This is a genomic window from Paenibacillus sp. D9 (genome assembly GCF_001188365.1).
GTDB lineage: Bacteria > Bacillota > Bacilli > Paenibacillales > Paenibacillaceae > Paenibacillus_O > Paenibacillus_O humicus.
The window spans coordinates 2,260,369-2,282,832 of record NZ_JZEJ01000001.1 but is presented as its reverse complement, the minus strand read 5'-3'; the positions used below and the strand labels follow the sequence as shown (position 1 = coordinate 2,282,832).

19 protein-coding genes and 1 riboswitch are annotated in these 22,464 nt (G+C 59.8%); of the genes, 8 read left to right on the top strand and 11 right to left on the bottom strand.

All coding sequences use genetic code 11. From position 1 onward, the window contains the following. Window position 1 precedes the first annotated feature (1 nt). Window positions 2-679, top strand: a complete 678-nt coding sequence (locus VE23_RS10440) for a potassium channel family protein (protein WP_021878056.1) — start codon at window positions 2-4, stop codon at window positions 677-679. A gap of 92 nt (window positions 680-771) precedes the next feature. Here VE23_RS10440 and VE23_RS10435 read toward each other — a convergent pair whose 3' ends face one another. Then, complete coding sequence (locus VE23_RS10435) at window positions 772-1,746, bottom strand: LysR family transcriptional regulator (protein ID WP_048744687.1); 975 nt, start codon at window positions 1,744-1,746, stop codon at window positions 772-774. Window positions 1,747-2,080: 334 nt separating this feature from the next. Here VE23_RS10435 and VE23_RS10430 point away from each other — a divergent pair, with 334 nt between their 5' ends. The 3 genes from VE23_RS10430 to sdhB are packed head-to-tail and all read left to right on the top strand — an operon-like array spanning window position 2,081 to window position 5,312. After that, complete coding sequence (locus tag VE23_RS10430) at window positions 2,081-2,746, top strand: succinate dehydrogenase cytochrome b558 subunit (protein WP_048744686.1); 666 nt, start codon at window positions 2,081-2,083, stop codon at window positions 2,744-2,746. 28 nt (window positions 2,747-2,774) lie between these two features. Next, window positions 2,775-4,523 carry a succinate dehydrogenase flavoprotein subunit gene (sdhA, locus tag VE23_RS10425; RefSeq protein ID WP_048744685.1) on the top strand — a complete coding sequence of 583 codons (1,749 nt, stop codon included), beginning with the start codon at window positions 2,775-2,777 and terminating at the stop codon, window positions 4,521-4,523. Between the two features lie 18 nt (window positions 4,524-4,541). After that, a complete protein-coding gene (sdhB, locus tag VE23_RS10420; RefSeq protein WP_021878053.1) occupies window positions 4,542-5,312 on the top strand; it encodes a succinate dehydrogenase iron-sulfur subunit in 771 nt (256 codons plus the stop codon). Window positions 5,313-5,528: 216 nt separating this feature from the next. Here sdhB and VE23_RS10415 read toward each other — a convergent pair whose 3' ends face one another. The 3 genes from VE23_RS10415 to VE23_RS10405 form a co-directional block, all read right to left on the bottom strand. Then, window positions 5,529-6,023, bottom strand: coding sequence for a glutathione peroxidase (locus VE23_RS10415; protein ID WP_049867942.1), 495 nt, complete (start codon window positions 6,021-6,023; stop codon window positions 5,529-5,531). A 168-nt stretch (window positions 6,024-6,191) separates the two neighbouring features. Then, a complete protein-coding gene (locus VE23_RS10410) occupies window positions 6,192-7,103 on the bottom strand; it encodes a hypothetical protein (protein WP_049867941.1) in 912 nt (303 codons plus the stop codon). Between the two features lie 150 nt (window positions 7,104-7,253). After that, entirely contained in the window at window positions 7,254-7,562 is a 309-nt protein-coding gene (locus tag VE23_RS10405) for a winged helix-turn-helix transcriptional regulator (protein WP_048744678.1), read from the bottom strand. A 172-nt stretch (window positions 7,563-7,734) separates the two neighbouring features. On the opposite strand from VE23_RS10405, the gene VE23_RS10400 reads away from it, so the two are divergent. Together VE23_RS10400 and VE23_RS10395 are read left to right on the top strand one after the other, a co-directional pair. Then, window positions 7,735-8,133: a DoxX family protein gene (locus VE23_RS10400; RefSeq protein WP_049867940.1), complete on the top strand. Its 399-nt coding sequence runs from the start codon at window positions 7,735-7,737 to the stop codon at window positions 8,131-8,133. 221 nt (window positions 8,134-8,354) lie between these two features. Next, window positions 8,355-9,176 carry a DUF695 domain-containing protein gene (locus tag VE23_RS10395; protein ID WP_021878049.1) on the top strand — a complete coding sequence of 274 codons (822 nt, stop codon included), beginning with the start codon at window positions 8,355-8,357 and terminating at the stop codon, window positions 9,174-9,176. 33 nt (window positions 9,177-9,209) lie between these two features. Here the strand turns inward: VE23_RS10395 and VE23_RS10390 are convergent, their stop codons facing one another. The 4 genes from VE23_RS10390 to VE23_RS10375 all read right to left on the bottom strand — a co-directional run bounded on the left by VE23_RS10390 (window position 9,210) and on the right by VE23_RS10375 (window position 13,131). Next, complete coding sequence (locus tag VE23_RS10390) at window positions 9,210-10,106, bottom strand: DMT family transporter (protein WP_232316873.1); 897 nt, start codon at window positions 10,104-10,106, stop codon at window positions 9,210-9,212. A gap of 273 nt (window positions 10,107-10,379) precedes the next feature. Then, window positions 10,380-10,958 carry a hypothetical protein gene (locus tag VE23_RS10385; RefSeq protein WP_049867939.1) on the bottom strand — a complete coding sequence of 193 codons (579 nt, stop codon included), beginning with the start codon at window positions 10,956-10,958 and terminating at the stop codon, window positions 10,380-10,382. Between the two features lie 409 nt (window positions 10,959-11,367). Further along, on the bottom strand, window positions 11,368-12,177 hold the full coding sequence (locus VE23_RS10380) for a histidinol-phosphatase (protein ID WP_021878046.1): 810 nt from the start codon (window positions 12,175-12,177) through the stop codon (window positions 11,368-11,370). A gap of 51 nt (window positions 12,178-12,228) precedes the next feature. Next, window positions 12,229-13,131 (bottom strand): LysR family transcriptional regulator, encoded by a 903-nt coding sequence (locus VE23_RS10375; protein WP_048744672.1) that lies wholly within the window; start codon window positions 13,129-13,131, stop codon window positions 12,229-12,231. Window positions 13,132-13,331: 200 nt separating this feature from the next. Between VE23_RS10375 and VE23_RS10370 the strand changes: the two genes are divergently transcribed. Continuing rightward, window positions 13,332-14,651 carry an MFS transporter gene (locus VE23_RS10370; RefSeq protein ID WP_048744670.1) on the top strand — a complete coding sequence of 440 codons (1,320 nt, stop codon included), beginning with the start codon at window positions 13,332-13,334 and terminating at the stop codon, window positions 14,649-14,651. Window positions 14,652-14,781: 130 nt separating this feature from the next. On the opposite strand, the gene corA is transcribed toward VE23_RS10370, so the two are convergent. The 3 genes from corA to uraA all read right to left on the bottom strand — a co-directional run bounded on the left by corA (window position 14,782) and on the right by uraA (window position 20,999). After that, entirely contained in the window at window positions 14,782-15,717 is a 936-nt protein-coding gene (gene corA, locus VE23_RS10365; protein WP_049867938.1) for a magnesium/cobalt transporter CorA, read from the bottom strand. A 608-nt stretch (window positions 15,718-16,325) separates the two neighbouring features. Next, window positions 16,326-19,484, bottom strand: a complete 3,159-nt coding sequence (locus VE23_RS10360; RefSeq protein ID WP_049867937.1) for an S-layer homology domain-containing protein — start codon at window positions 19,482-19,484, stop codon at window positions 16,326-16,328. A 207-nt stretch (window positions 19,485-19,691) separates the two neighbouring features. Beyond that, entirely contained in the window at window positions 19,692-20,999 is a 1,308-nt protein-coding gene (uraA, locus tag VE23_RS10355; RefSeq protein ID WP_048749423.1) for a uracil permease, read from the bottom strand. A gap of 279 nt (window positions 21,000-21,278) precedes the next feature. After that, a riboswitch (SAM riboswitch) is annotated at window positions 21,279-21,396 on the top strand. Window positions 21,397-21,529: 133 nt separating this feature from the next. Here uraA and metA point away from each other — a divergent pair. Further along, window positions 21,530-22,447: a homoserine O-acetyltransferase MetA gene (metA, locus tag VE23_RS10350; RefSeq protein ID WP_048749421.1), complete on the top strand. Its 918-nt coding sequence runs from the start codon at window positions 21,530-21,532 to the stop codon at window positions 22,445-22,447. Window positions 22,448-22,464: the final 17 nt, after the last annotated feature.

Below are 22,464 nucleotides of genomic sequence, written 5' to 3'. Positions count from 1 at the left end.
AATGGGAAAGGGTTCAAAAGGAGAGCAGTACTGCGTCATCGGACTGGGCCGATTCGGCTCCAGCCTGGCCAAGGAGCTCATGCAGCTCGGCTATGAGGTGCTCGGCATCGACCGCAGCGAGGAGCTGGTGGACGATATGAGCGCCCTGCTCACCCATACGCTATGCGCCGACGCGACGGACGAGGACGCGCTGCGCGCGATCGGCATCCGCAACTTCGACTGCTGCATCGTGGCCATCGGGGGAGACATCCAGTCGAGCATCATGGCGGCGATACTGGTCAAGGATTCCGGAGTCGGGAAGGTCGTCGTGAAGGCGGTATCGGAGCTGCACGGCCGGGTGCTGGACAAGCTTGGCGTCGACAGGGTCATCTATCCGGAGCGGGATATGGGAATCAGGGTCGCCCATCAGCTCGTGTCGCCCAATCTGCTCGACTATATCGAGCTGTCGTCCGAATACGCCGTCGCGGAGCTGGCTGTTCCGGGCTGCCTCAACGGCAAGGCGCTTTCCGAGATCGACAGCCGCCAGCGTTACGGCTGCAGCATCGTGGCGATCAACAAGCCCAAGGGCATCATCATCGCTCCCCAGGCGGATTCCATCCTGGAAGAGAAGGATGTCATGGTCGTCATCGGAACGAATGAAGGAATCGAGCAGTTTGAAAATGCGGTGAGCCGCGGCTGACACCAGCCGTGGAAGTACGGGGCGGGCCTGCCGGCGCAGCGGCGGCAGCTCCAGTCCAGGCATAGCGCATAGAAAGAAAGGCAGGAGGCGCGTCAGTCGACGCGGACTCCTGCCTGTTTGGTTTCAACGGCTTTCTGCTGCATGGCCTTCAAGCTTGCTGCCGGCGACGCCGAGCGGCGGAAGTAGTTCGCGGCCGCCTCGCGGATCCAGTCTCTGACGACAGGCTCCAGCCGGGCCGGGTCGCCATGGATGAGCGAGGTGGTCCGCTTGGTCTGCTCCAGCTCCAGCACAGGGACGACCATAAGGTCGTTGTCCGCCAGCATCTGCTGCCGGATATAGGAGTGCGGCAGCAGCGTCGCGGCTCCGCATGTATGGAGCAGCCGCAGGATGGCTTCGAACGAGTCGATTTCCATTTTGACATCGGGATGCAGCCTGTGGGTGTCGAACAGCTCGTCGGTCAGGTTCCGGTACCAGGTTCCTTTGGAGAAGAGGATCATCGGCAGCCCGCTGAGCGTCCGGATCGCCAGCTTTCCGTTCTCGGTGAGCAGATGGCAGCGGGGAAGCACCAGCTCCAGATGGTCGTCGAACAGCGGGACGCAGTGCAGCTGCGGGTCGTCGATGACGGATGCCACGAGGCCGAGATCGATTTTTTTGTCCCGGACGAACGATACGATCTCATGGGTCTTGCCGGTGACGGCCTTGATGTCGATCTCGGGATGGCTGGCGGTCAGCGCCTGGATGAGGTCCGGCAGCGTCGTCTGCAGCGTCGTCAGGCTGGCCCCGATCGTCAGGCTGGAGCGGTGAGTATGCTTGAACTCGCTCAAGGTGCTCATATATTTGCGGTGCAGCTGGCGGGCCTGGAGCGCGTAGTCGTAGGTCAGCTCGCCGATGCGCGTCAGCTCCAGCCTCCGTCCGACGCGGCGGAACAGCTGCGCTCCGAGTTCCTGCTCGAGCTTGGCGATCTTCCGCGACAGCGCCGGCTGGGAAAGGTTGAGCAGCGCCGAGGCTTTGTTCATGCTGGACTGCTCGACCACGGCGGCGAATACGTTGAGATCTTCGTTGAGCATTTCCTGCAGCCTCCGTTCCTTAGGAAGAGAATGGTCGAGCGAGACAGCCAATCTTATCCTGCCCATGCCGGCAGCTTCGCCGGGGGAGCTCGGGCTTATGGCGTCGTCTCTTATGCATATAGGTTATAACATTGTATAAGGAATAAACAATATCTTTATAAGGAAAAAAAGAGTACGATGGAGACTGTGGCTAAACTGTGACCGGAAAAAGCAGGGGAAAGCCGTCGGGATTTGTTGACGCTCCCATGCACGGGCTGTAAAATGGATAAGGTTTGCACAAAATTCGACGTATGATGACTGAAATCAAACGGCTGGAAAGGAGAACGCTTTATTTATGAATGGTAACTCGTACTTAACGCGCAAGATTCACTCGCTGCTCGGGGTGATTCCGCTCGGCCTGTTCCTCGTTGAGCATGCCATCACCAACTACTCGGCGTTCGAAGACGGGCCTGAGGGCTTCAACGACAGCGTCAGCTTCCTGAACGGACTGCCCCTTGTTCTCTTCCTGGAGATCTTCGGCATATTCCTGCCGCTTCTCTTCCATGGAGTATACGGCTTGTATGTCGCCTACCAATCGAACTGGAACAACTCCCGCTTCAAGTACGGACGCAACTGGGCGTTCACGGCGCAGCGCATCACCGGCGTGATCACGTTCATCTTCGTCATCTGGCATGTCTTCGAGACCCGCTTCCAGGTCGCCCTCGGCAACCTGACGCATGAGGAGCTCGGCGCCCGGATGCACGAGATCTTCACGAATCCGGTCTACATCGTGCTGTATGCGATCGGTGTCCTTTCCGCTGTCTTCCACTTCGCGAACGGCATGTGGTCGTTCCTCGTCAGCTGGGGCATTACGGTCGGCCCTCGCGCGCAGCGCGTCTCCGCCTATATCTGGATGGGCGTGTTCGTGATTGTATCGGCCCTGTTCCTGCTTTCCATCGTGGCCTTCACGGGCAGCGACTTCGCCGAATCGGCATCCGCCGTACGTACCTGGATCGGTTAATACGATAGACAAGGAGGACCTCAAAGTCATGGCTAAAAACAACATTATCGTCGTCGGCGGCGGACTCGCCGGCCTGATGGCTACAATCAAGGCGGCCGAGGCGGGCGTGCACGTCAACCTGTTCTCGCTCGTGCCGGTCAAGCGCTCCCACTCCGTGTGCGCGCAGGGCGGCATCAACGGCGCCGTCAATACAAAGGGCGAAGGGGACTCCCCATGGGAGCACTTCGACGATACCGTCTACGGAGGCGACTTCCTCGCCAACCAGCCGCCTGTCAAGGCGATGTGCGAAGCGGCCCCCGGCATCATCCACCTGATGGACCGGATGGGCGTCATGTTCAGCCGCACGCCGGAAGGCCTGCTGGACTTCCGCCGCTTCGGCGGCACGCAGTACCACCGCACGGCGTTCGCCGGCGCGACGACGGGCCAGCAGCTGCTGTACGCGCTGGACGAGCAAGTACGCCGCTGGGAGGCCGCCGGCCTCGTCAGCAAGCATGAGCATTTCGAGTTCATGGGAGCGGTCGTGGACGAGGACGGCGTCTGCCGCGGCATCACCGGCCAGGACCTGCGCACGATGGAGGTCCATTCCTTCCGCGCCGACGCGGTCATTCTGGCGACAGGCGGCCCCGGCATCATTTTCGGCAAGACGACCAACTCGGTCATCAATACGGGCACGGCAGCCAGCGCGGTGTACCAGCAAGGCGTCCACTACGCCAACGGCGAGATGATCCAGATCCACCCGACGGCCATTCCGGGCGACGACAAAAACCGTCTCATGTCCGAATCGGCGCGCGGCGAAGGCGGACGCATCTGGACGTACAAGGACGGCAAGCCTTGGTACTTCCTCGAGGAGAAATACCCGGCTTACGGCAACCTCGTGCCGCGCGACATCGCGACCCGTGAGATCTTCTCCGTATGCGTCGACCAGAAGCTCGGCATCAACGGCGAGAATATGGTCTACCTCGATCTTTCCCATAAGGATCCCAAGGAGCTCGACGTCAAGCTCGGCGGCATCATCGAGATCTACGAGAAGTTCGTCGGCGACGATCCGCGCAAGCTGCCGATGAAGATCTTCCCGGCGGTCCACTATTCGATGGGCGGCATGTGGGTCGACTACAACCAGATGACCAACATCCCGGGCCTGTTCGCCTGCGGCGAATGCGAGTACCAGTACCATGGAGCGAACCGTCTCGGCGCGAACTCCCTGCTGTCCGCCATTTTCGGCGGCATGGTGACGGGACCTAAGGCTGTGGAATATATCAAAGGACTTAAAAAGTCCGCGGAAGACGTGTCTTCCAGCATCTTCGACCGCGAAGTGAAGCTGCGCACGGACAAGTACGAGTCCATCCTCAAGATGGACGGCACGGAGAACGCCTACGTGCTGGCCAAGGAGCTCGGCGAGTGGATGACGAACAACATGACCGTCGTCCGCTACAACGACCGTCTGGAGCAGACGATCCAGAAGATCAAGGAGCTCAAGCAGCGCTACACCAACATCAACATCAACGATACGGCCCGCTGGAACAACGCCGGCGTCGCCTTCACCCGCCAGCTGTGGAACATGCTGGAGCTGTCCGAGGCGATGACCAAGGGCGCGCTGCTCCGCGACGAGAGCCGCGGCGCGCACTACAAGCCGGAGTTCCCGGAACGGGACGACGAGAAGTTCCTGAAGACGACCATCGCGAAATTCACGCCGGAAGGCCCGGAAATTTCGTACGAGGAAGTCGACACTTCGCTCATTACGCCGCGCAAGCGCGACTACTCGAGCAACAAGCACTAAGGAGGAGGGAGAACGACAATGGCAACCGAAACAGCTACCAAGACCGGTAAAATGGTCAAGTTCATTATTACCCGTCAAGATTCGCCGGATGCGGCTCCTTATACCGAAGAGTTTGAGGTTCCGTACCGCCCGAACATGAACGTCATCAGCGCCCTGATGGAAATCCAGCGCAACCCGGTAAAAGCCGACGGCGCGTCCACGACTCCGGTATGCTGGGAGTCGAACTGCCTCGAGGAAGTATGCGGAGCCTGCTCCATGGTCATCAACGGCAAGCCGCGCCAGGCGTGCAGCGCCTTGGTCGACAAGCTGGAGCAGCCGGTACGCGTCGCTCCGATGAGCACGTTCCCGGTCGTGCGCGACCTCGTCATCAACCGCGAGCGCATGTTCAATGCCCTCAAGCGCGTCAAGGCATGGATTCCGATCGACGGCACCTACGATCTCGGTCCGGGACCACGGATGGCCGAGACGAAGCGCCAATGGGCTTACGAGCTGTCCAAGTGCATGACTTGCGGCGTCTGCCTCGAGGCTTGCCCGAACGTCAACGACCGTTCCAGCTTCATCGGACCGGCGGCGATTTCCCAGGTTCGCCTGTTCAACGCCCATCCTACGGGCGAGATGAACAAAGCCGAGCGTCTGGAGACGCTGATGGACGACGGCGGCATCGAAGGCTGCGGCAACTCGCAGAACTGCGTGCGGTCCTGTCCGAAGGGCATTCCGCTTACGACGTCGATCGCCGCGATCAACCGCGACACGACGGTGCAGCTGTTCAAAAACTTCCTGGGCGTGTAATCGCCCCGCAATACGAAAGACCCCGTACCGGTCGCCGGTACGGGGTCTTTTTGTTCTTTCCTGTCTGGTCAAGAGCTTGTCGGTTTGCTTTAAAGCTTTTCGTCGCCGGCCTGGTTCCGGAGCTTGCCGGTACCGGTTCTGTTCCTGCGGGTTTTTCGTTCATGCGCGGAGCCGCGTATTTCCATCCGGCTCATGCTAGGTTCTGGGCATAGGCGCTTATACGGGAGCCGGCGCACCGAGAAGCTTGGCGATATGGCTCTCGATCTTCTCCGGCTTGTCGGTCGGCGCGAAGCGCTTGACGATGCGGCCTTCCTGGTCGACCAGGAACTTGGTGAAATTCCACTTGATCGCCTTGGAGCCAAGGAAGCCTCTGGCGTTATCGGTCAAATAACGGAAGAGAGGATGGGCGCCGCTCCCGTTGACGTCGACTTTGGCGAACAGCGGAAACGTGACGCCGAAGTTGATCTTGCATGCTTCCTGGATCTGGTCGTTGTCGCCGGGTTCCTGGTTGGCGAACTGTCCGCATGGAAAGCCGAGAACGGCCAGCCCCTTGTCCCCGTATGTCTGATGAAGCTTCTCCAGCCCGTCGAACTGAGGCGCCAGGCCGCACTTGGTCGCCGTATTGACGATCAGCATTACTTGGCCTCTGTACCGCTCCAGCGTCTCCTTGGCGCCGCGCGCCGTCTCGACTTCAATATCATAAATAGACATCGGTATCGCCTCCATCTTCTCACTCTAATTAGATTGTATGCAATTTAAATGGAGCTGTCAACCATGCATACCCGATCGGTTCAAAAGATGAAACAAGCGGCCCTTTCCTGTAGAGGAAGGGCCGCTTGGCTGATCCCGCAATCGGATTTGCAGGTGTTGGAGGAAGGGCTAAGGAGCGGAAGTATCCGACAAGGCAGCCCGGATGAACTGCAAGGAATTGTCCAGCCTGGTCGTATCGCTGCGGATGCCGGCTATGAAGCGGCCGCCCTCCAGGCCCATGCTTTTGACGAGAGGGCTGTCCGTGACATCGATGCCGTACACATGCTGCTCGTTCGGAGTATCCTGTGCAGCCGCGCTCAAGGCATGGGCGTCGTTGTATTCGGAGCCGAGCGCATCCTTATGGGTCTCCAGAGGGAGAAGGGCGTTCTGGGAAGCCAGCTTGTCGAAGCTGGCGCGATCCATCAAGTAGACGTCGTCCTTGTTCGTGATGAGATCGAGAACGCTCTTCTGGACCATGGCCATGTCCTGCCCGGACATGGGATCGGCCGGTACGTAGGTGAGATGGACGATCACTCGCTTCCAATCCGGGAACCGGCTCACAAGCTGCTGCTCGGCTGTCGTCACGTCGCTTCCGGCGGGCGAGCCGAATTCGCCGAAATAGGAGAGAGCCAGGGCGGCCGGAGGAAGCTTGGCCAGCTCGGCCTGCTCCTCCTTATGGTTCAGGTAAGCGTTGATGCCGTACACGACGGCGGCGATCAGCACGATCGCGCCCAGCAAGTGAAACTTATAATAGCTGAAGAAGTGGTCCACCTTTTGCGCGGATCCCGCCATTCCCTTGTATTTTCCGTACGCCTTCTTGTTGTACTCTTCCCGCGCCGCCGTTTCCTCGTGCTCCAGGATCGTCCGGTACGCCGCATTGATCGTCTCGAGGCTCGGAGATCCTGCCGCTTCGCCGTCCCCGCCGCGGCCTTGCTGGCTGCGGGCCCTGCGCAGCAGCAAGGAGTATTTCTTCTCGACTTCTTCCTTGGAAGCGTTGTCGGGCAGTCCCAAGTCCCGGTATGCCTGCTTGATCGTATCCATGCCTCACCCTCACTGTCCGCTATTGATGTCCATTCTAGTATAAGCTCCCGCAGGTACGGATTTCCACCATCGAGCGGAACTAGAGGAGATGGGGATGGAGCCCGAAACAGCAAAAAAGCCGCCCGTCGGGCGGCCAGATGGCTCGGAACGCTACATCCAATGCTCTCCCCAGTCCTGAATGGACTCGATGACAGGCTGCAGATGATGTCCCTTGTCGGTCAGCTCATATTCAATCCGTACAGGCATCTCCGGATAAACCTTGCGGTTCACGATTTGCGCCTGTTCGAGTTCCTTCATCCGATCGGTCAGCATCTTGTCGCTCATCTCCGGAATTTGTTCCTTGATTTCCTTAAACCGCTTGGGCCCGCCGAGCAGCACCCGGATGATAAGGCCCGTCCACTTTTTCCCAAGCAGCTCGATAGCGGCTTCGTACTTGGGACACATGGTGGAGTAGTCCATTCTTATCACTCCTTCTTGTGCACCCATTGTACCATATAAACTAAGGAAATGTAAGCGACTGTCCCTGAACTAATTAATTTAATATATTAACTTGACTAAAGTTAGTTAATGTTTTATGATAAGTCCAGTCAAGCAACAGACGAATACATTCTATGAAGAGGCGGGGTTCAATATGTTCGATACGGGCATTCTTATCTTAAGGGTTGTAGCGGGGCTGCTGTTCGCGGCGCATGGCACGCAGAAGCTGTTCGGCTGGTTCGGAGGCTACGGAATCAAGGGGACGGCAGGCTGGCTGGAGTCGCTCGGCGCCAAGCCCGGCGTGCTGATGGCGGTGCTGGCGGGGCTCTCGGAGCTGCTGGGAGGGCTGCTGCTGGCGCTTGGTCTATGGGTGTGGATCGCCGCGGCGCTGATCATTATCCCGATGCTTGTCGCGATCGCGAAGGTTCACGGAGCGAACGGCATCTGGGCGACGTCCAACGGCTACGAGTACAATCTCATTCTCATCGCGATCGCGCTGGCTGTCGCATTCACCGGCGCAGGAGCCTATTCCATCGACGCCATCTTGAGCTGATCATCATCCGAATGGCCTCTTCTTGTCCGGCAGCCGGTTTCGCTGGCGCTGGCAGGAAGAGGCTTTTTTGTCCTGAAATGCCGGATGAACCCCGCAACTTTTCCAGCTCCGCTGCGTCTTTGGACTAGAACGGACAAAAAAACGATTTGCCGGACCGAAGCGGTCCTGTATAATAGACAGACATTTGACGGGGGTGAACCGTCAGAAAGCGAGGTGCGGCGATGGCAGACGACTGGGGCTTTTTCGAACGCCAATCCGAGGACAAGGAATTGATGAGGATCCTTGTCAATTGCGCCTGGAAACAGGATGCGCACCCGCCGGGCTTGAACCAGCTGTTGTCGATCACAATTAACCTCTACTCCATCCGCAGCCGGCATAAGAACAAGGAAAGCATGATATCCGAGCTGGAGAGGATGGAGCATGAGCTGGAAGAGGCCGTGCAAGCGGGAGGGAATTCCGTCTATATCGGACGCATCAATACGCCGAGAAGGCTTGAATATTATTATTACATGGAGAGCGGAGCGTCGCTGGAGCCGCTGCAGAAGCTGTTGTCGTCAAGAAGCGGCAGCAGGCTGATGCATTACGTCAAGCCGGATTCCGACTGGGAGTTTTACCGGTATTTGCTGCCGGACACGCTCGAGGAGCTGTTCATCCACAATGCCCAAATGGTGTACGCGCTGCTGAACCGGGGGGATGATATCCGGAGGCCGCGCAATGTGTATCATTGGCTGCTCTTCCGCGATCATGACGGCCGCAAGCTGATGCGGATGAAGCTGGAAACGATGGGGTACCGGATCGAAGAAGGCAAGAGCGGGGAGCCGGAGCCCGAATACCCGTACCCTCTCGTCATCAGCCGCTTCGAGGACGTCAGGCTGGAGACCGTCAACGGACGGGTCGACGAGCTGTACCGGATGATCGGGGCGGGCGGCGGCAAATACGACGGCTGGGGATCGGTCATGAAGCTTACCGCTTCTTACCGGATCAAGGCTTGGTGGAAAAAGTGGCTCGGCTCGTTCTCGGCCGCTTGCCGTCCCAAAAGCTGAAGATGCGCAGGACGGCATTAGTTGCCGTCTGCCTTATAGCTTGATTACGAAGAGGCCTGCCAGAAGGCAGGCAAAGGCGAGCCATTGCAGCCTTGTCAGGCGTTCCCGGTACAGCAGGATCGAGCCGGCCGCCACGACAAGGCTGTTTGTCGCGAAGATGGGAGCGGCTATGCCGGCTTTGCCGTTCTCGAGCGCCCAAGCATAGAGCTGGAGCCCCCCATAGGAGAACAATCCCGCAAGCAGGCCGAGACGGAGGCCGATGCTCCATCCATCGGCAGAGAATTGCGGAGCTGCGCTGCCGATCTTCCGGCCGGAGCGCTCCTTGAGGGCGGCTGCCGCAAACCAGAGCAGCGAAAGGAAGTAGCCGGTCAAGAGAACGGAGGAGGAGGGCAGGCCGAGCTCGCTCGTCACCTTCAAGCCTCCGTTGCGGAAGGTGAACAGAACGACGGCCGCCCCCGTATACAGGAACCAGCGCCGGTCTCCGATCGAGAGCGGCTCCGAGCGGCGCACGGCAATCAGCACTGCCGCTGCCAGCAGCAGGACGATTCCGGCCGCTTCCCAGCCTCCAAGCGGCTCTCCGTAGATCCATACCGACATCGCCACGACAAGGACGATGTTGAGGTTCGTAATCGGCGAGGTGAGACTGGCCGGGCCGTAGCGCAGCGCCTGCATGAAAACGACGTTGCCCCAGGCTGAGCCGGCTCCGACAACCGCTCCTGCGACCCAGGCTTTCCAGCCGAGCGCGTCCGTCCAGCTTCCGTCCGCCACGCATTGGAAGAGAAAGCCGGCCGTTCCTGTCGCGTACAATCCCAGTAGGAGGGAGGTGCTGCTCCCTCCGCGCATTTGGGATACTTTCATCCACCAGCCGGCGAAGCCGAATACGGCCGCGCTGCCGATCGAGATCAGAAGCCATATTGCAGGGGCTGTCATGAGGGTCGGTGCTCCTTTGCTGCCTGTATGGGAGTGGGAAACGGAATCTGTTACACAAATGAAATATTCCTGTCACGCCGCTATTACAATCAGGGGTTAAGATAGTGACATGACCCCCTTTTAATAAATATACTTGGGACCTTCCTTATGGGAGGTCCACTTTTTTTTGCCCTCTTGAAGGGAGGGGCGGCATGGACTGGCAATTACAGTCTACCATGCGGAGCCGGCTGAATCATACGGGCTTTGATGCCGACCGCATTGAGGCTGCTCCCGTCAGCCCCACCCGAGCGTATCCGACGCAAGCGAGAGCAGGAGCAGAGCGCACATGGCCGCGCCGGTCCACAGTTTGCGGCTGCGGATTATCGATGCGTTGCCGGCAGCGGGCAGAGAGCGCACATACAGGATGGCGCCGACAGTCACCAGTGCAAGCTCGGCGGCCATGCTTATCGACGGCCATTGCCACAATCCGAGACCGAGGAGCGGCAGGTCTCTAGCATTTCCGGGAAAAATCGGCATGTCTGCGCGGTGCATGGCGAGGTCAAGCACCCAGTGGCTCAAGACGACGGCGCCGATCGTCCAGCCGCCCCTGCGGCCCCATTTCAGGGAAGCGAGCCATCCGACAATCAGAGCAAGGAGCAAGGTGCCGACCAGCGAGTGCGTATAATCCGCATGAATAATGAAGCCGCCGTAACCATCGGCGCCTGGGACAGCCTCCAACGTTTCCTTGCCCGTCAGAAGGAAGGGAACGAAAAGCACGTCGAGCAGCTGCGTGCCCAGCATGAGCGTCCAAAGAGGAACCTGAGGAGTTTTGGCTTTAACGGCTGCGGCTAATCCGAAATGTCCGGCGAACATATTTCCTCACCCCTTTTCTTGAATAGAAGCACGTCTTATCCGGGCATCCGCCCAACCCATTCCGACCGTAAACAAGAGCATGAACACAATGAAGCTCATCGTGGAAATCCTCCTCTTTACTAAAACTAATACCTTTAGTTTTACTATAACTAATTGTATTAGTTTTTGCAATCCTTTCCAGAAAAAGATTTTTCAAGGCTTGTCCAATAAAAAAATAGAGCCCCTAAGGGCTCGAAAACAGACAGATTGATAAGACAGATCAAAGCTGAACATAAAAGCTTGAATCCTTCCATGGCTCTTGGCATGTTCGATTCGTTGAAGGCTGCGGAATGCCTGGTCCGTTGAAGGCTGCGGGAATGCCTGATCCGTTGAACATTGTTGGGAACGCTTGCGGAGAAGCATCAGCTGATCAAAGAGGCACCGCCACGGGCTGCTTCTGCCGATAGAAGAACCATTCCCGGAAACCGATCGATTTCAGCAGGGCGCGGACTTCCTCGAAGTCGTCTCCGACCCGCGAGGGCACATGGGAATCCGAGCCGAAGCTGCATGTGACGCCGAAGTAATGAGCTCTTTCCAGAATTTCGTTGGACGGGTACCAGCCGCCGACCGTTTTCGTTTTGCCGGAGGTGTTGATCTCGATCGACGCCCCGCTTCCGGCGATAGCCTGCAGAGCCAAGTCGATGCTCTCGGAAGCCGGGATGCCGGAGAAGGCGGGATAATATCCCTTCATCGCGTCGATATGGCCGAGCACCTGGAACATGCCGCTGACGGCCGATTGGCGGATCAGCTCATAATACTCGCGCTTCTGCTCGGCCTGCGCCGATTGCGACAATCCCTTCCAGCGGGTTTTGTTGAAGATGCTTTTGCCTGACGTGAAATGGACCGAGCCGATGATATAGTCGAACGGATAGGCTTCGTAAGCCTTGCGGTATGTATCGGCATGCTCCGGAAAGAAATCCGACTCCATGCCCAGCAGCACTTCGATCCTGCCTTCGTATTTGGCCTTCAGGGCCAGCACTTCCTCGACGTAGCCCGGCAGAGAGCTGCGGGCCATCGCAATGCCCGGCTCGGGATGGTCTTCTTCGCTGCCGAAGTAGGGGGAATGGTCGGAGATGCCGATCGCGCCGATTCCGGCGTCGATCGCGGCGCGGATATAGTCCTCGATGCTTCCTTCGGCATGGCCGCAGCGGCTGTGATGGGTGTGCAGATCGAATTTCATGTGATCGTTTCCTCCTCAAGCTCATATCGGATTCAAAGCAAATCTATTGGACTACTCGCTGCTGATGAACTGCGCTTCGGGCATGCCCTTGAGATCGCTCAGGAACTGCTGCATGGCGGAGTTCAAATATCTTCCCGACTTGTAGACGACGCCGATCGGATGGGTGACCTCCAGCTCCGTCACCCGGATCATCCGCAGCGTGCCCGCCCGGAGCTCGTTGGCGATGGACAGGTTGGAGACGATCGCGGCTCCCAGGTTGATCTCGACCATCCGCTTGACCTCCTCGCTGCTGGACAGCTCCATCACGATATTGGGAATGATGCCGTTCTTGGAGAAGATGCGGTCGACGAAGCGCCTGCCGAGCGTATCGGGAGACAGCATGATCAGCGGAATGTCCTTCAACTTGTCGATGGAGGCATGCTTGAGCTCGGCCAGCGGATGCGCGGGGGATACGACAAGCTCGAAAGTATCATAGTAAAGAGCCGACGTCTGCAGATTCGGGTTCTTTTCGGATAGATAAGTGATCCCAAGATCCACGCTGCCTTTCTCCACGCTGGCCATGACCTGGGAGGACGGCATCGAATGGATCGTCGTCTTGATCAGAGGGAACTGGTTCTGGAAGTAGGACAGCACCCGCGGCAGAATCTGGATGGCGATGGAGCTCGTCGTCCCGAGCACGATATGGCCTTGCGGGATATGGTTCAGGTCGGACAGCTTCTGCTTCAGCTCTTCGACGATGGACAGGATGCGCACGGCATGGTCAAGGAACACCTGTCCCCGGTCCGTCAAAGTCACAGGCTGGTTGCGGTCTACCAGCACCGTCTTGAATTCCTCCTCCAGGCTCTTGATCTGGGCCGATACGGCCGGCTGGGTCAGGTTGAGCTGCTCCCCGGCCTTGCGGAAGCTCATCGTCTTGGAGATGGTGAGCAGCGTTTCGAGCTGGCTGATATTCAGAGGTTTCCCTCCTTTTGATAAGAGTTTTTTATCATTTCTTCTTAGTATATAGAAGAGAGCAGGGCGGGTAAAGCTTCCGGAAATTTACAATAAGTTGACCTCCAGCGCTTGCTCCTTCAGCAGGAAAAGGTTTCCGGACGGCGAAGCTGTTGCATACGGCCGCCTGCCCGGAGCCGAATCGGAGGAGGATTGCATTCCTTATGGACAAAAAGGCTGTCAGGGGCTGGATCTTGTACGATTGGGCCAACTCCGCGTTTGCTACGACGATGATTGCGGCCGTCATGCCGGTATATTACGACAAGGTCGCGGGAAAAGGCCTTGAAGGCTCGCTGGCTTCCGTCTACTGGGCCAACACCCAGAGCATCGCCATGCTGTTCGTCGCGCTGCTGTCGCCGCTCGCGGGAGCTGCGGCCGACCTGCTCGGCTCAAAGCTGCGGTTCCTGATCGCGTTCACCCTGCTGGGAGCCGTTCCGAGCTCGCTGATGGCTTTTGCCGGAGAAGGAGACTGGTTCCTCGCCTCCTGCCTGCTCGTTCTCGGCATCATCGGCTTCACGACCGGCGGCACCTTCTATGACGCTCTTCTGCGCGACGGCATCCCGGAAAATGACCGGCACAAGGTAAGCGCTCAAGGTTATGCGATGGGATATGCGGGTGGAGGGCTGCTGCTCGCCGTCAATATCCTCATGATCCAGAAGCCCGAGTGGTTCGGCTTCGCCGATTCGACGGCCGCCACCAAAGCTTCGTTCGTGACGGTCGGCATCTGGTGGCTGCTGTTCTCGCTGCCCCTTTTCCTGAACTGGAAGGAGCCTCGTCCGGAGCGGATGTCGGGACCGGCGCTGAGGAGGGTAGGCCGGACGGCCTGGCAATCCATGCGGCGTCTGGGCGAAACGCTGCGCTCGCTGAAGAGGTACCCCGAGCTGCTCAAATACATGATCGCCTTCTGGTTTTTCAACGACGGCATCAGCACGGTCATCGTCATGGCGACGATCTACGGCTCCAGCATCGGCATCGAATCGAGCGATCTCATCCTGGCTCTGCTGATTACCCAGTTCACGGGCCTGCCGGCGACGCTGCTGTTCGGGCGGCTTGTATCCCGATTCGGCGCCAAGCGGATGCTGATGTACTCCCTGGCTGTGTATCTGGTCATCGTCGTGCTTGGCTATTTCATGACGAACCAGCTGCATTTCTACATCCTGGCGTTCATGGTCGGCCTTGTCCAGGGCGGCAGCCAGTCGGCCGCGCGCTCGCTGTATGCGGGACTTCTACCGGCAGGCAGATCCGGCGAATGGTTCGGATTCCTCGCCCTTTCCAGCAAGTTCACCTCCATGCTCGGCCCGCTCGTCTTTTCGATTGTCGGCACGCTGACAGGCTCGAGCCGGACGGCGATATTGTCGGTTGCGGCTTTCTTCCTGATCGGAATGGTCCTGCTGTCGCTGGTCGACTTCGTCAAGGGAGCGCTTCAAGCGGAACAAGCGGAGCTTCCAGGCGCGGCTGCAGGAGGCAGCGGCTTCGGAGCCTAGCTCCGTGCGGAAGCGGCCGTCCGGCGCTCCTTGCTCATCATTCCCGAAAACAGCAAACCCCTTGCACGGCTGCACTTAAGCAGCTCTCATGCAAGGGGTTTGCTTCGTCTTCGGGGACCGGCCGCTCTCATCACAGCCACTCTTTCTTGCGGAACAGGAACAGCATGCCGCCGCCCAGCATAAGCATGAAGCCCATGATGAGGTAGAAGCCGTAATAGAAATGCTCTCCCGGCAGATGGGCGAAGTTCATGCCGTAGATGCCGGTAATGAACGTCAGCGGCATGAAGATCGTCGTCAGCGCCGTGAACACGCGCATGATCTCGTTGGCGCGGCTGGACAGGCTGGACTGGTAAGCCTCGCGCAAGTTCGCCATGAGGTCGCGGTACGTATCGAACGTCTCGGTGATCTTGACCGCATTCTCGTAGATGTCGCTGAAGTACTTCTGCAGCTGGTCGTCGATCAGGCGCAGATCCTTTTTGTTCAGCGTGGCGATGACGTCGCGTTGAGGGCCGAGCACCTTCTTGAGCCAGAGAATTTCGCTGCGCAGGCCGATGATCTCGCCGAGATGCGATTTTTTCGTATGCATGAGAATGTCTTCCTCGAGGCTCTCGATGCGCGCCTCGATCCGGTCGCCGACGAGGAAGTAATTGTCCACGACAAGGTCGACGAGATGGTACAGGAAGCGGTCGGGACGGTTGACGTCCTGCTCCCACAGAATCGGCTTCAGGGAACGCAGCTCGTTGATCTTCTGCTTCGTGACGGTGATGATGTAATGTCTGCCGAGAAAAATGTTGAGCGCCCGGAGGAAGATCTCCTCGTCATCGAACCTGATGCTGTTGATAACGATAAAATAATGGCCTTCGTACAGCTCGATCTTCGGGCGCTGCTCCTCCTCGCTCAGACAGTCCTCGACGGCCAGGTCGTGGAGGCCGAACAGCGGCTGGAGGACGGCAAGATCCTCGACGTCCGCGTCGATCCAGTAGAAGCCCTCAAGGGGCGGCGCAAGCGTTGCTTGCAAATCTTCGACGGGGGCGAACACCCCGTTGTTGACCATGCGGATTTTCATGGCTTATTCTCCTCTCGCGGAAGAACGAGCAGGAGCCGGATGCCGCAGCCGTTGGCGGCGGGCGGAGAAGAGCCTGCAGGGCAGGAAGATCAACGTCCACGCAAGGCGGGGTCCGACTTGTCGTCTTCTTGGTGTTGGGTTTGCTGTTCGTTGCTAGAGGCTGGCGTAGGCCCTTCGCCTTCCATGGCGTTTCACTCCTTGTTCCCCTCGGGGCAGTATGAAAGTCTTGTCTAGTATACTCTTTAGGACAGGATGGACTCAAGGAAATTCAGACGGGAAAAATCGGCTGCAGCCGCTCTCTCCGCCGGCTTGTTCGTGCAGTGTATGCGGAAGGGGGGAAGGGGGTTCCGGAGCGCTCGCCGGCAAGCAGGGAAACCTGGAAAGAAAGCAGCGGGAACCCCTTGAGCAGAAAGCCGATGCCCAAGGCAGATCGGGAAGGACGGAGGGCTGGCCGCCCCATGCCGAATGGAATGCCGATCGCCTGTGCCGCAAAAGGATGTACGGAAACTGCACCGCATGGAAAATAGAAGCGCAGCCAAAAAACCGGAACCCCGCCAAGAGGCGGAAATTCCGGCTGCGTTCATGGAATTGGGACGGCGGAGATCGGCTTAGCTGCCGAGTAGCCGCAGCAGCAGGACGGCCGCTTGCGCGCGCGTGGCAGGCTGCGCCGGGGCGAGCATTCTGTCCGGAAGCCCGGACAGAATGCCCGCTTGCAGCAGGCCGGCGAGGGAGATCCGGGCATAAGGGGCGGTTTTGCCGCCGTCCTTGTATGCGCCCAGAAGGGAAGCGGTCTCTGCTGCGTCCGGTTCCTCGAACTTGCCGAGCAGCAGCAGAGCACGCATCGCCATGACGGCGAGCTCCTGTCGGGTCAGCGCCCTGGACGGCTCGAAGGCTCCGCCGCCGGTGCCCGAGATCAGGCCTGCTTCGGCGGCAGCGGCAACGGCCTGGCTGTACCAGGAGTCTGCGGGAACATCCTTGAACGGCGCCTTGCCCGCGGCGGATGCCGATGCTTCGGGAAGCTTCAGGGCGCGGTGCAGCAGGACTGCAAACTCGGCACGCGTCACGGCGCGGTTCGGCTCGAAGGCGCCGGCAAGGGAGCCGCGGACGATATCCAGCGCGGCGAGCCTGCTGATGTCGGCGGCAGCCCAAGGCGCATCCGCAAGATCGGTGAACGGGCGGCCGCTGCCGGCCGATCCGCCCGGTGGAGAAGCGGAAGGCGCGGGAGCCGATGACGGCGCAGGAACCGCCGATGGGGCAGGCGAAGCGCCCGGAGTCGGATTCGGCGTCCAAGCCGGTCCGGGAGCCGGCGTCGCAGTAGGCTCCGTACTCGGAGTCGGATCGGCGCTTGGCGAAGGTTCCGTACTCGGAGTCGGATCGGCGCTCGGCGAAGGTTCCGTACTCGGAGTCGGATCAACGCTTGGCGAAGGCTGCGTGCCCGGATTCGGCTCCCCGGCCTGCCTTTCCCCGACCACGATGCCGAGGCCGTTGGTTCCGACATATACGCGGCCGTACACCCTCGGATCCCCGGTAATCGTCCGGTTGGCGGCGCCGAACTGATGGGCGTCGTCATTGATCCGCGTCCAGCGGCCGCCTGCGTCATCGGAGCGGTAGATGCCCCATTGGCCGCCGATCTTCGCATAACTGTACACCGTCATGTAAGGCTGTCCGGGAGCGGCTTTGCCGAAGCCGATCGAAGCCGACTCCCCGACGCCTTGAACCTGCCGGAAGCTGGCTCCGGAATCCGTGGAGCGGTACAGGCCGAAGGCGTCCCCGGGATTTTTATTGTCCGCTGCCGCGGCAAGCCAAATATCGCCTTCAACACCCGGAACGGCCTTGAATTTGCTGGTGATCCGCTTCGGAAGCCCGCTCGCCTCCTGCCGGAAGGACGCTCCGCCATCGGTGCTCGTGTAGAAGAAGCCATCGCTGAAGCCGTAGAACTTGTCCGGATCGACGCGGTCGGAGCTGACGGCTGCGCCGGCCGGAATGCCCGTCGACGGCTGCCAGGTCTGTCCGTCATCGGAGGACCGGCTGACAGGCTGCCCTTCCGGACTCCAGAGGATGGAGCGTCCGTCGGCGGAAGCCGCCACATAACCGCCGTTCACGGAAAGGCCGCTGCCCCATGGATTCGTGCCGGGCTTCCAGGTGGCGCCGTTGTCGCGGGATACCCCGATGCCGAGATCCGAACCGGAAACATTGCCGACCCGCACGATGAAATCGGGGTCAAGCTCGGCATAGTCCAGATCCGTGCTTGTTCCGATATAAGGATTTGTAATCATCTCGGGGGCTTTGGACAGATCGGCATGGCGGAAGCCTCCGATATCGCCCATCGCGCTGAGCAGAGGAGCTCCTGCCGGCGGGCTGATGAGCCCCAGCACGGATGTCTCCTCGATGCCGCCCGCCTGGACGGACAGATGCACGGGCCCGTAGACGCTGCCTCCCGCCGTAAGAGGCTGGTCGAGCGCGGTCACGTCGGCAGCGCCGTACAGCGTCGCTCCCGTTCCGTACAGAATCGAGCCGGAGTCGAACGGATCGATCTCCAGGCTGCCGATCATCCAGCCCAGCTTGGGCGAAGTTTCGGGCAAGGGCTTGTCCTTCATCCCCCAATCCAGCCAAGGGGAAAGGGAGTCGTCCAGCTCATAGCTGTTGTTCCGCTCCGGGTAATTCCCGTACGTCCAGAACGGCTTCCATGTCCGGCCTCCGTCGAGGCTGCGGTAGATCTGCTCGTCCGGCCACCATTTGTTCATCGTCGCAACCATGACGGTGCCGGGACGGCTGGCGTCGACGGCGAGGCCGCCGTACGGGCTGGAGGTGCTTCCGGCGCCTTCCGGGCTGATGTCGCTCCATTGTCCGGAACCCGTATCGAGAACCCATACCGAGCCTTCGCCGCCGTTATAAGGACCGATATCCTTGGCGTAGGTCACGTAGAGCCGGCCGTCGGACGAGAGGACGCCGTGATGCGGCAGGAAGCCCTGGCCGGGCTGGCCCGGCACGGCTTCCCATGTCGCTCCGGCATCCCGGCTGCGATAGATGCCGGCGTCCCGGTCGGCCGTCCCTGCATAGATGACCGGGGTCGCGCTCCCCTTCGTTCCGGACGAAGGGTCGAAGGTCACCCAGACGACGCCGATGGGATCCTTCATATAATCGTCGGCAGCCGAGCCGATGGCGGTGAAGGATGATACCCGGCTCCAGGTGGCTCCGGCATCGGTGCTTTTCCACAGCCCGTAGCCGCTGCGCGCGCCGAGGTACAGGATGTTCCCGTCGTTGGGATCGACGGCCAGCCGCTCGCCCATGGAGCGGCCCGGCATATTGCCTCCCAGCTTGAAGGGAAGCTCCGTCCGCTGCCAGCTGTCCCCCCGGTCGGAGGAGCGGTAGATATAGCCGTTCATGTCGGTCCAGTCATTGGTATAAGTGCCTAGTGCGGCATAGACCCGGTCCGGATCGGACGGGTCGGGAGCGATGCTTTCCACGCCGAGCAGATTCCATTCCTCCATGCCGACTCCCTCCAGCAGCTGCTTCCAGACGCCGCCCGTGGAGGCGTCCCGCCGGTAGGCGCCGCCCATGTCCGTCCGGACGTAGGCAAGCCCCTGCTCGGCCTTGCTGTAGACGATGCCGGGAATGAACCCTCCGCCGACGACAGCAGCCCGTCCCCAGCTGTAGGCTTCGCTCGAGGCTTGAGGAGCCTCATCCGCAGCCGCGGCGGCGGCCGGCAATTGGGCAGGCAGCGATAGAGCGGCTGCGAGCAGGGTGATGCAGATGGATTTGAACACGATAGACCTCCCTTGTCCGATTTAAAATGTAAGCACTTACATTTTAAGGCGCCCAGCAAGGGGCGGGATACCGGCTAAATCGGTCGATTAATCAGATGGAAATCGGAGATGGCGGCGGAAAAGCCGCCTCGGCCGGAAAGCAAAAAAAGAGCTTCCAAGGCTGATAAACAGCCGCGGAAACTCTTTCCATCCTTGAAAAAGATACGATTAGTGCCCTTCCGCCCCATCCTTTTCATTGGAGAGGCCGGTCACTTCGAACAGCTTGAACAGCAGGCTGAACACGACCGCTACGACGGTTGCCAAAGCCATGCCGGAGATGGAGAAGTCGCCGAACTTGAGCGTCACGCCGCTGAGGCCGGTCACAAGCACGACTGTCGTCAGGAACAGGTTCGACGGCCGGCTGTAATCGACCTTCTCCTCGATCAGGATGCGCAGTCCGGAAGCCGCGATGACTCCGAACAGCAGCAGGGAGACGCCGCCCATGACCGCCGGCGGAATGTTGGCGATGAGCTCCGAGAACTTGCCGAGGAAGGAGAGCAGGATGGCGATGGCTGCCGCGCCGCCGATGACGAAGGTGCTGTAGACGCGGGTGATGGCGAGCACGCCGATGTTCTCGCCGTAGGTCGTGTTCGGCGTCGCTCCGACGAAGCCCGATACGATCGTGCTGAGGCCGTTGCCGAGCAGCGAGCGGTGCAGGCCGGGATCCTTGGACAGGTCCTTCTTCACGATGTTGCCGGTGACGACGAGATGGCCGACATGCTCGGCGATGACGACGAAGGCAGCCGGCAGGATGATGGCGATCGCGTTCCAGTCCAGCACCGGAGTCGTCACATGCGGAAGCTGGAACCAGTCGGCTGCTGCGATTTTTTTGGCCGCTTCGCCCGTCATTCCCATGCAATAAGCGACGACATAACCGGTGACGATGCCGATCAGAATCGGAATGATCTTCAGGAAGCCGCGGAAGAGGACGGAGCCGAGGACGGTGACGAGAAGCGTGATGACGGATAGGGCGATGACTTTCGTATCGGGAGTCCAAGAGGCCGCCGTCGCCGCGTCCGGGGCGATCCAGCCGGCCATGCGCGCGGCGACGGGTACGAGCTCAAGCCCGATGACGGCGACAATGGCGCCCATCGCCGCCGGCGGAAAGACGACATGGATCCATCCCGTGCCCGCCGCCTGCACGATGAGGGCGACGATCGAAAAGACGATGCCCGCTACGATGAAGCCGCCGAGCGCTGCCGCGTAGCCTCCGCCGGAAGCATGGGCGGTGATGACCCCCATTGCCGGTCCGATGAAGGCGAAGCTGGAGCCGAGGTAAGCCGGGATGCGGCCTTTGGTCAGGAGGATGTAGAACAAGGTGCCGATGCCGTTCATGAGCAGGCAGATTGCCGGGTTTACACCAAGCAGGTTGGGCACAAGCACGGTTGATCCGAACATGGCGAACAGATGCTGCAGGCTGAGGAGAAGGCCCGGGCCGAGCGGCGGCCTTTCCAATACTCCGATTTCACGCTTCAAATTCATGACGCCCCTTTTTCTCGATTTGTTCGTGAAGGAAAACGGCAGACAGGCTCCATTCCGTCCTTCTCGCCGCGACATGCCGCCTGCATGGCGGCTATAGCCGCACTATCGGTGCAAGCGGACAAAACTTCGTTGATTTTATCCGTTTCTGCCGGTTTTAGCAATGGGAAATATTTTGGAGCGGCGCGGCTGGATGCAATTCGCTTCTTGACGGCCCGCCCAGGTATCCAGTATTGTAGGTACAGAAGCCGAATGGCCAAATTGAATATCGATACTTTCTTATCAAGAGTAGGCGGAGGGACCAGCCCGATGAAGCCCGGCAACCGGCGTGCGAACGCACGGTGCTAATTCTTGCGGATGCGCGTGCGGCAGCGGCGTGTCTGGGAGATGAGAGAGGCGCATGTGTTTCCGTCGATACGACCCTGCGACCCTTTCTCAAGCGCGAGAAGGGGTCTTTTTGCATGCAGCGGCGCCTGTGGCCCCGACCCCTGCGATACCGTCCAATTCATGAAAAAGGAGTGACAGGCATGCCGATCAAAGTACCCGACCATTTGCCCGCCAAGGAGGTTCTGGCGGAAGAGAATATATTCGTCATGGACGAAAGCGTCGCCTACCATCAGGATATCCGCCCGCTGCGGATCGCAATCCTCAACCTGATGCCGAACAAGGAAACGACGGAGACGCAGCTGCTCCGCCTCATCGGCAATACGCCGCTGCAGGTGGAGGCCGTCCTGCTGCATCCGCGCACGCACACGTCGAAGAATACGTCGTCGGACCATCTGCAATCGTTCTACAAGACGTTCGACGAGATCGCCCATCTCTATTTCGACGGCATGGTCATCACCGGCGCTCCGGTGGAGCAGATGGCTTTCGAGGATGTGAACTACTGGGAAGAGCTCAAGGACATCATGGACTGGAGCCGCAGCCACGTGACTTCGACATTCCATATCTGTTGGGCCTCCCAGGCCGGCCTGTACCATCATTACGGCGTGCCCAAGTACGATCTGGACCGGAAGATCTTCGGCGTGTTTCCGCACACGGTGGAGAAGCGCGGCGTCAACCTGCTGCGCGGCTTCGACGAGCTGTTCTTCGTGCCGCAGTCGCGCCACACGGAGGTCCGCCGCGAGGATATCGAGGGCATCGCCGATCTCGACATCCTGTCGGAATCGCCGGATGCCGGCGTATACCTCGTCGCTTCCAAGGACGGGCGCCAGATCTTCGTCACCGGCCATTCCGAATACGATCCGGAGACGCTCAAGTACGAATACGACCGCGACGTCGCCAAAGGCATGGAGATCGCCCTGCCGGTCAACTATTATCCCGGCGACGATCCGTCCCGCAAGCCTCTGTCCACCTGGAGGGCGCATGCCAACCTGCTGTACTCCAACTGGCTGAACTACTACGTCTACCAGCAGACGCCGTTTGATCTCGGAGCCCATATATAAGTCCGGAATCCGGCCGT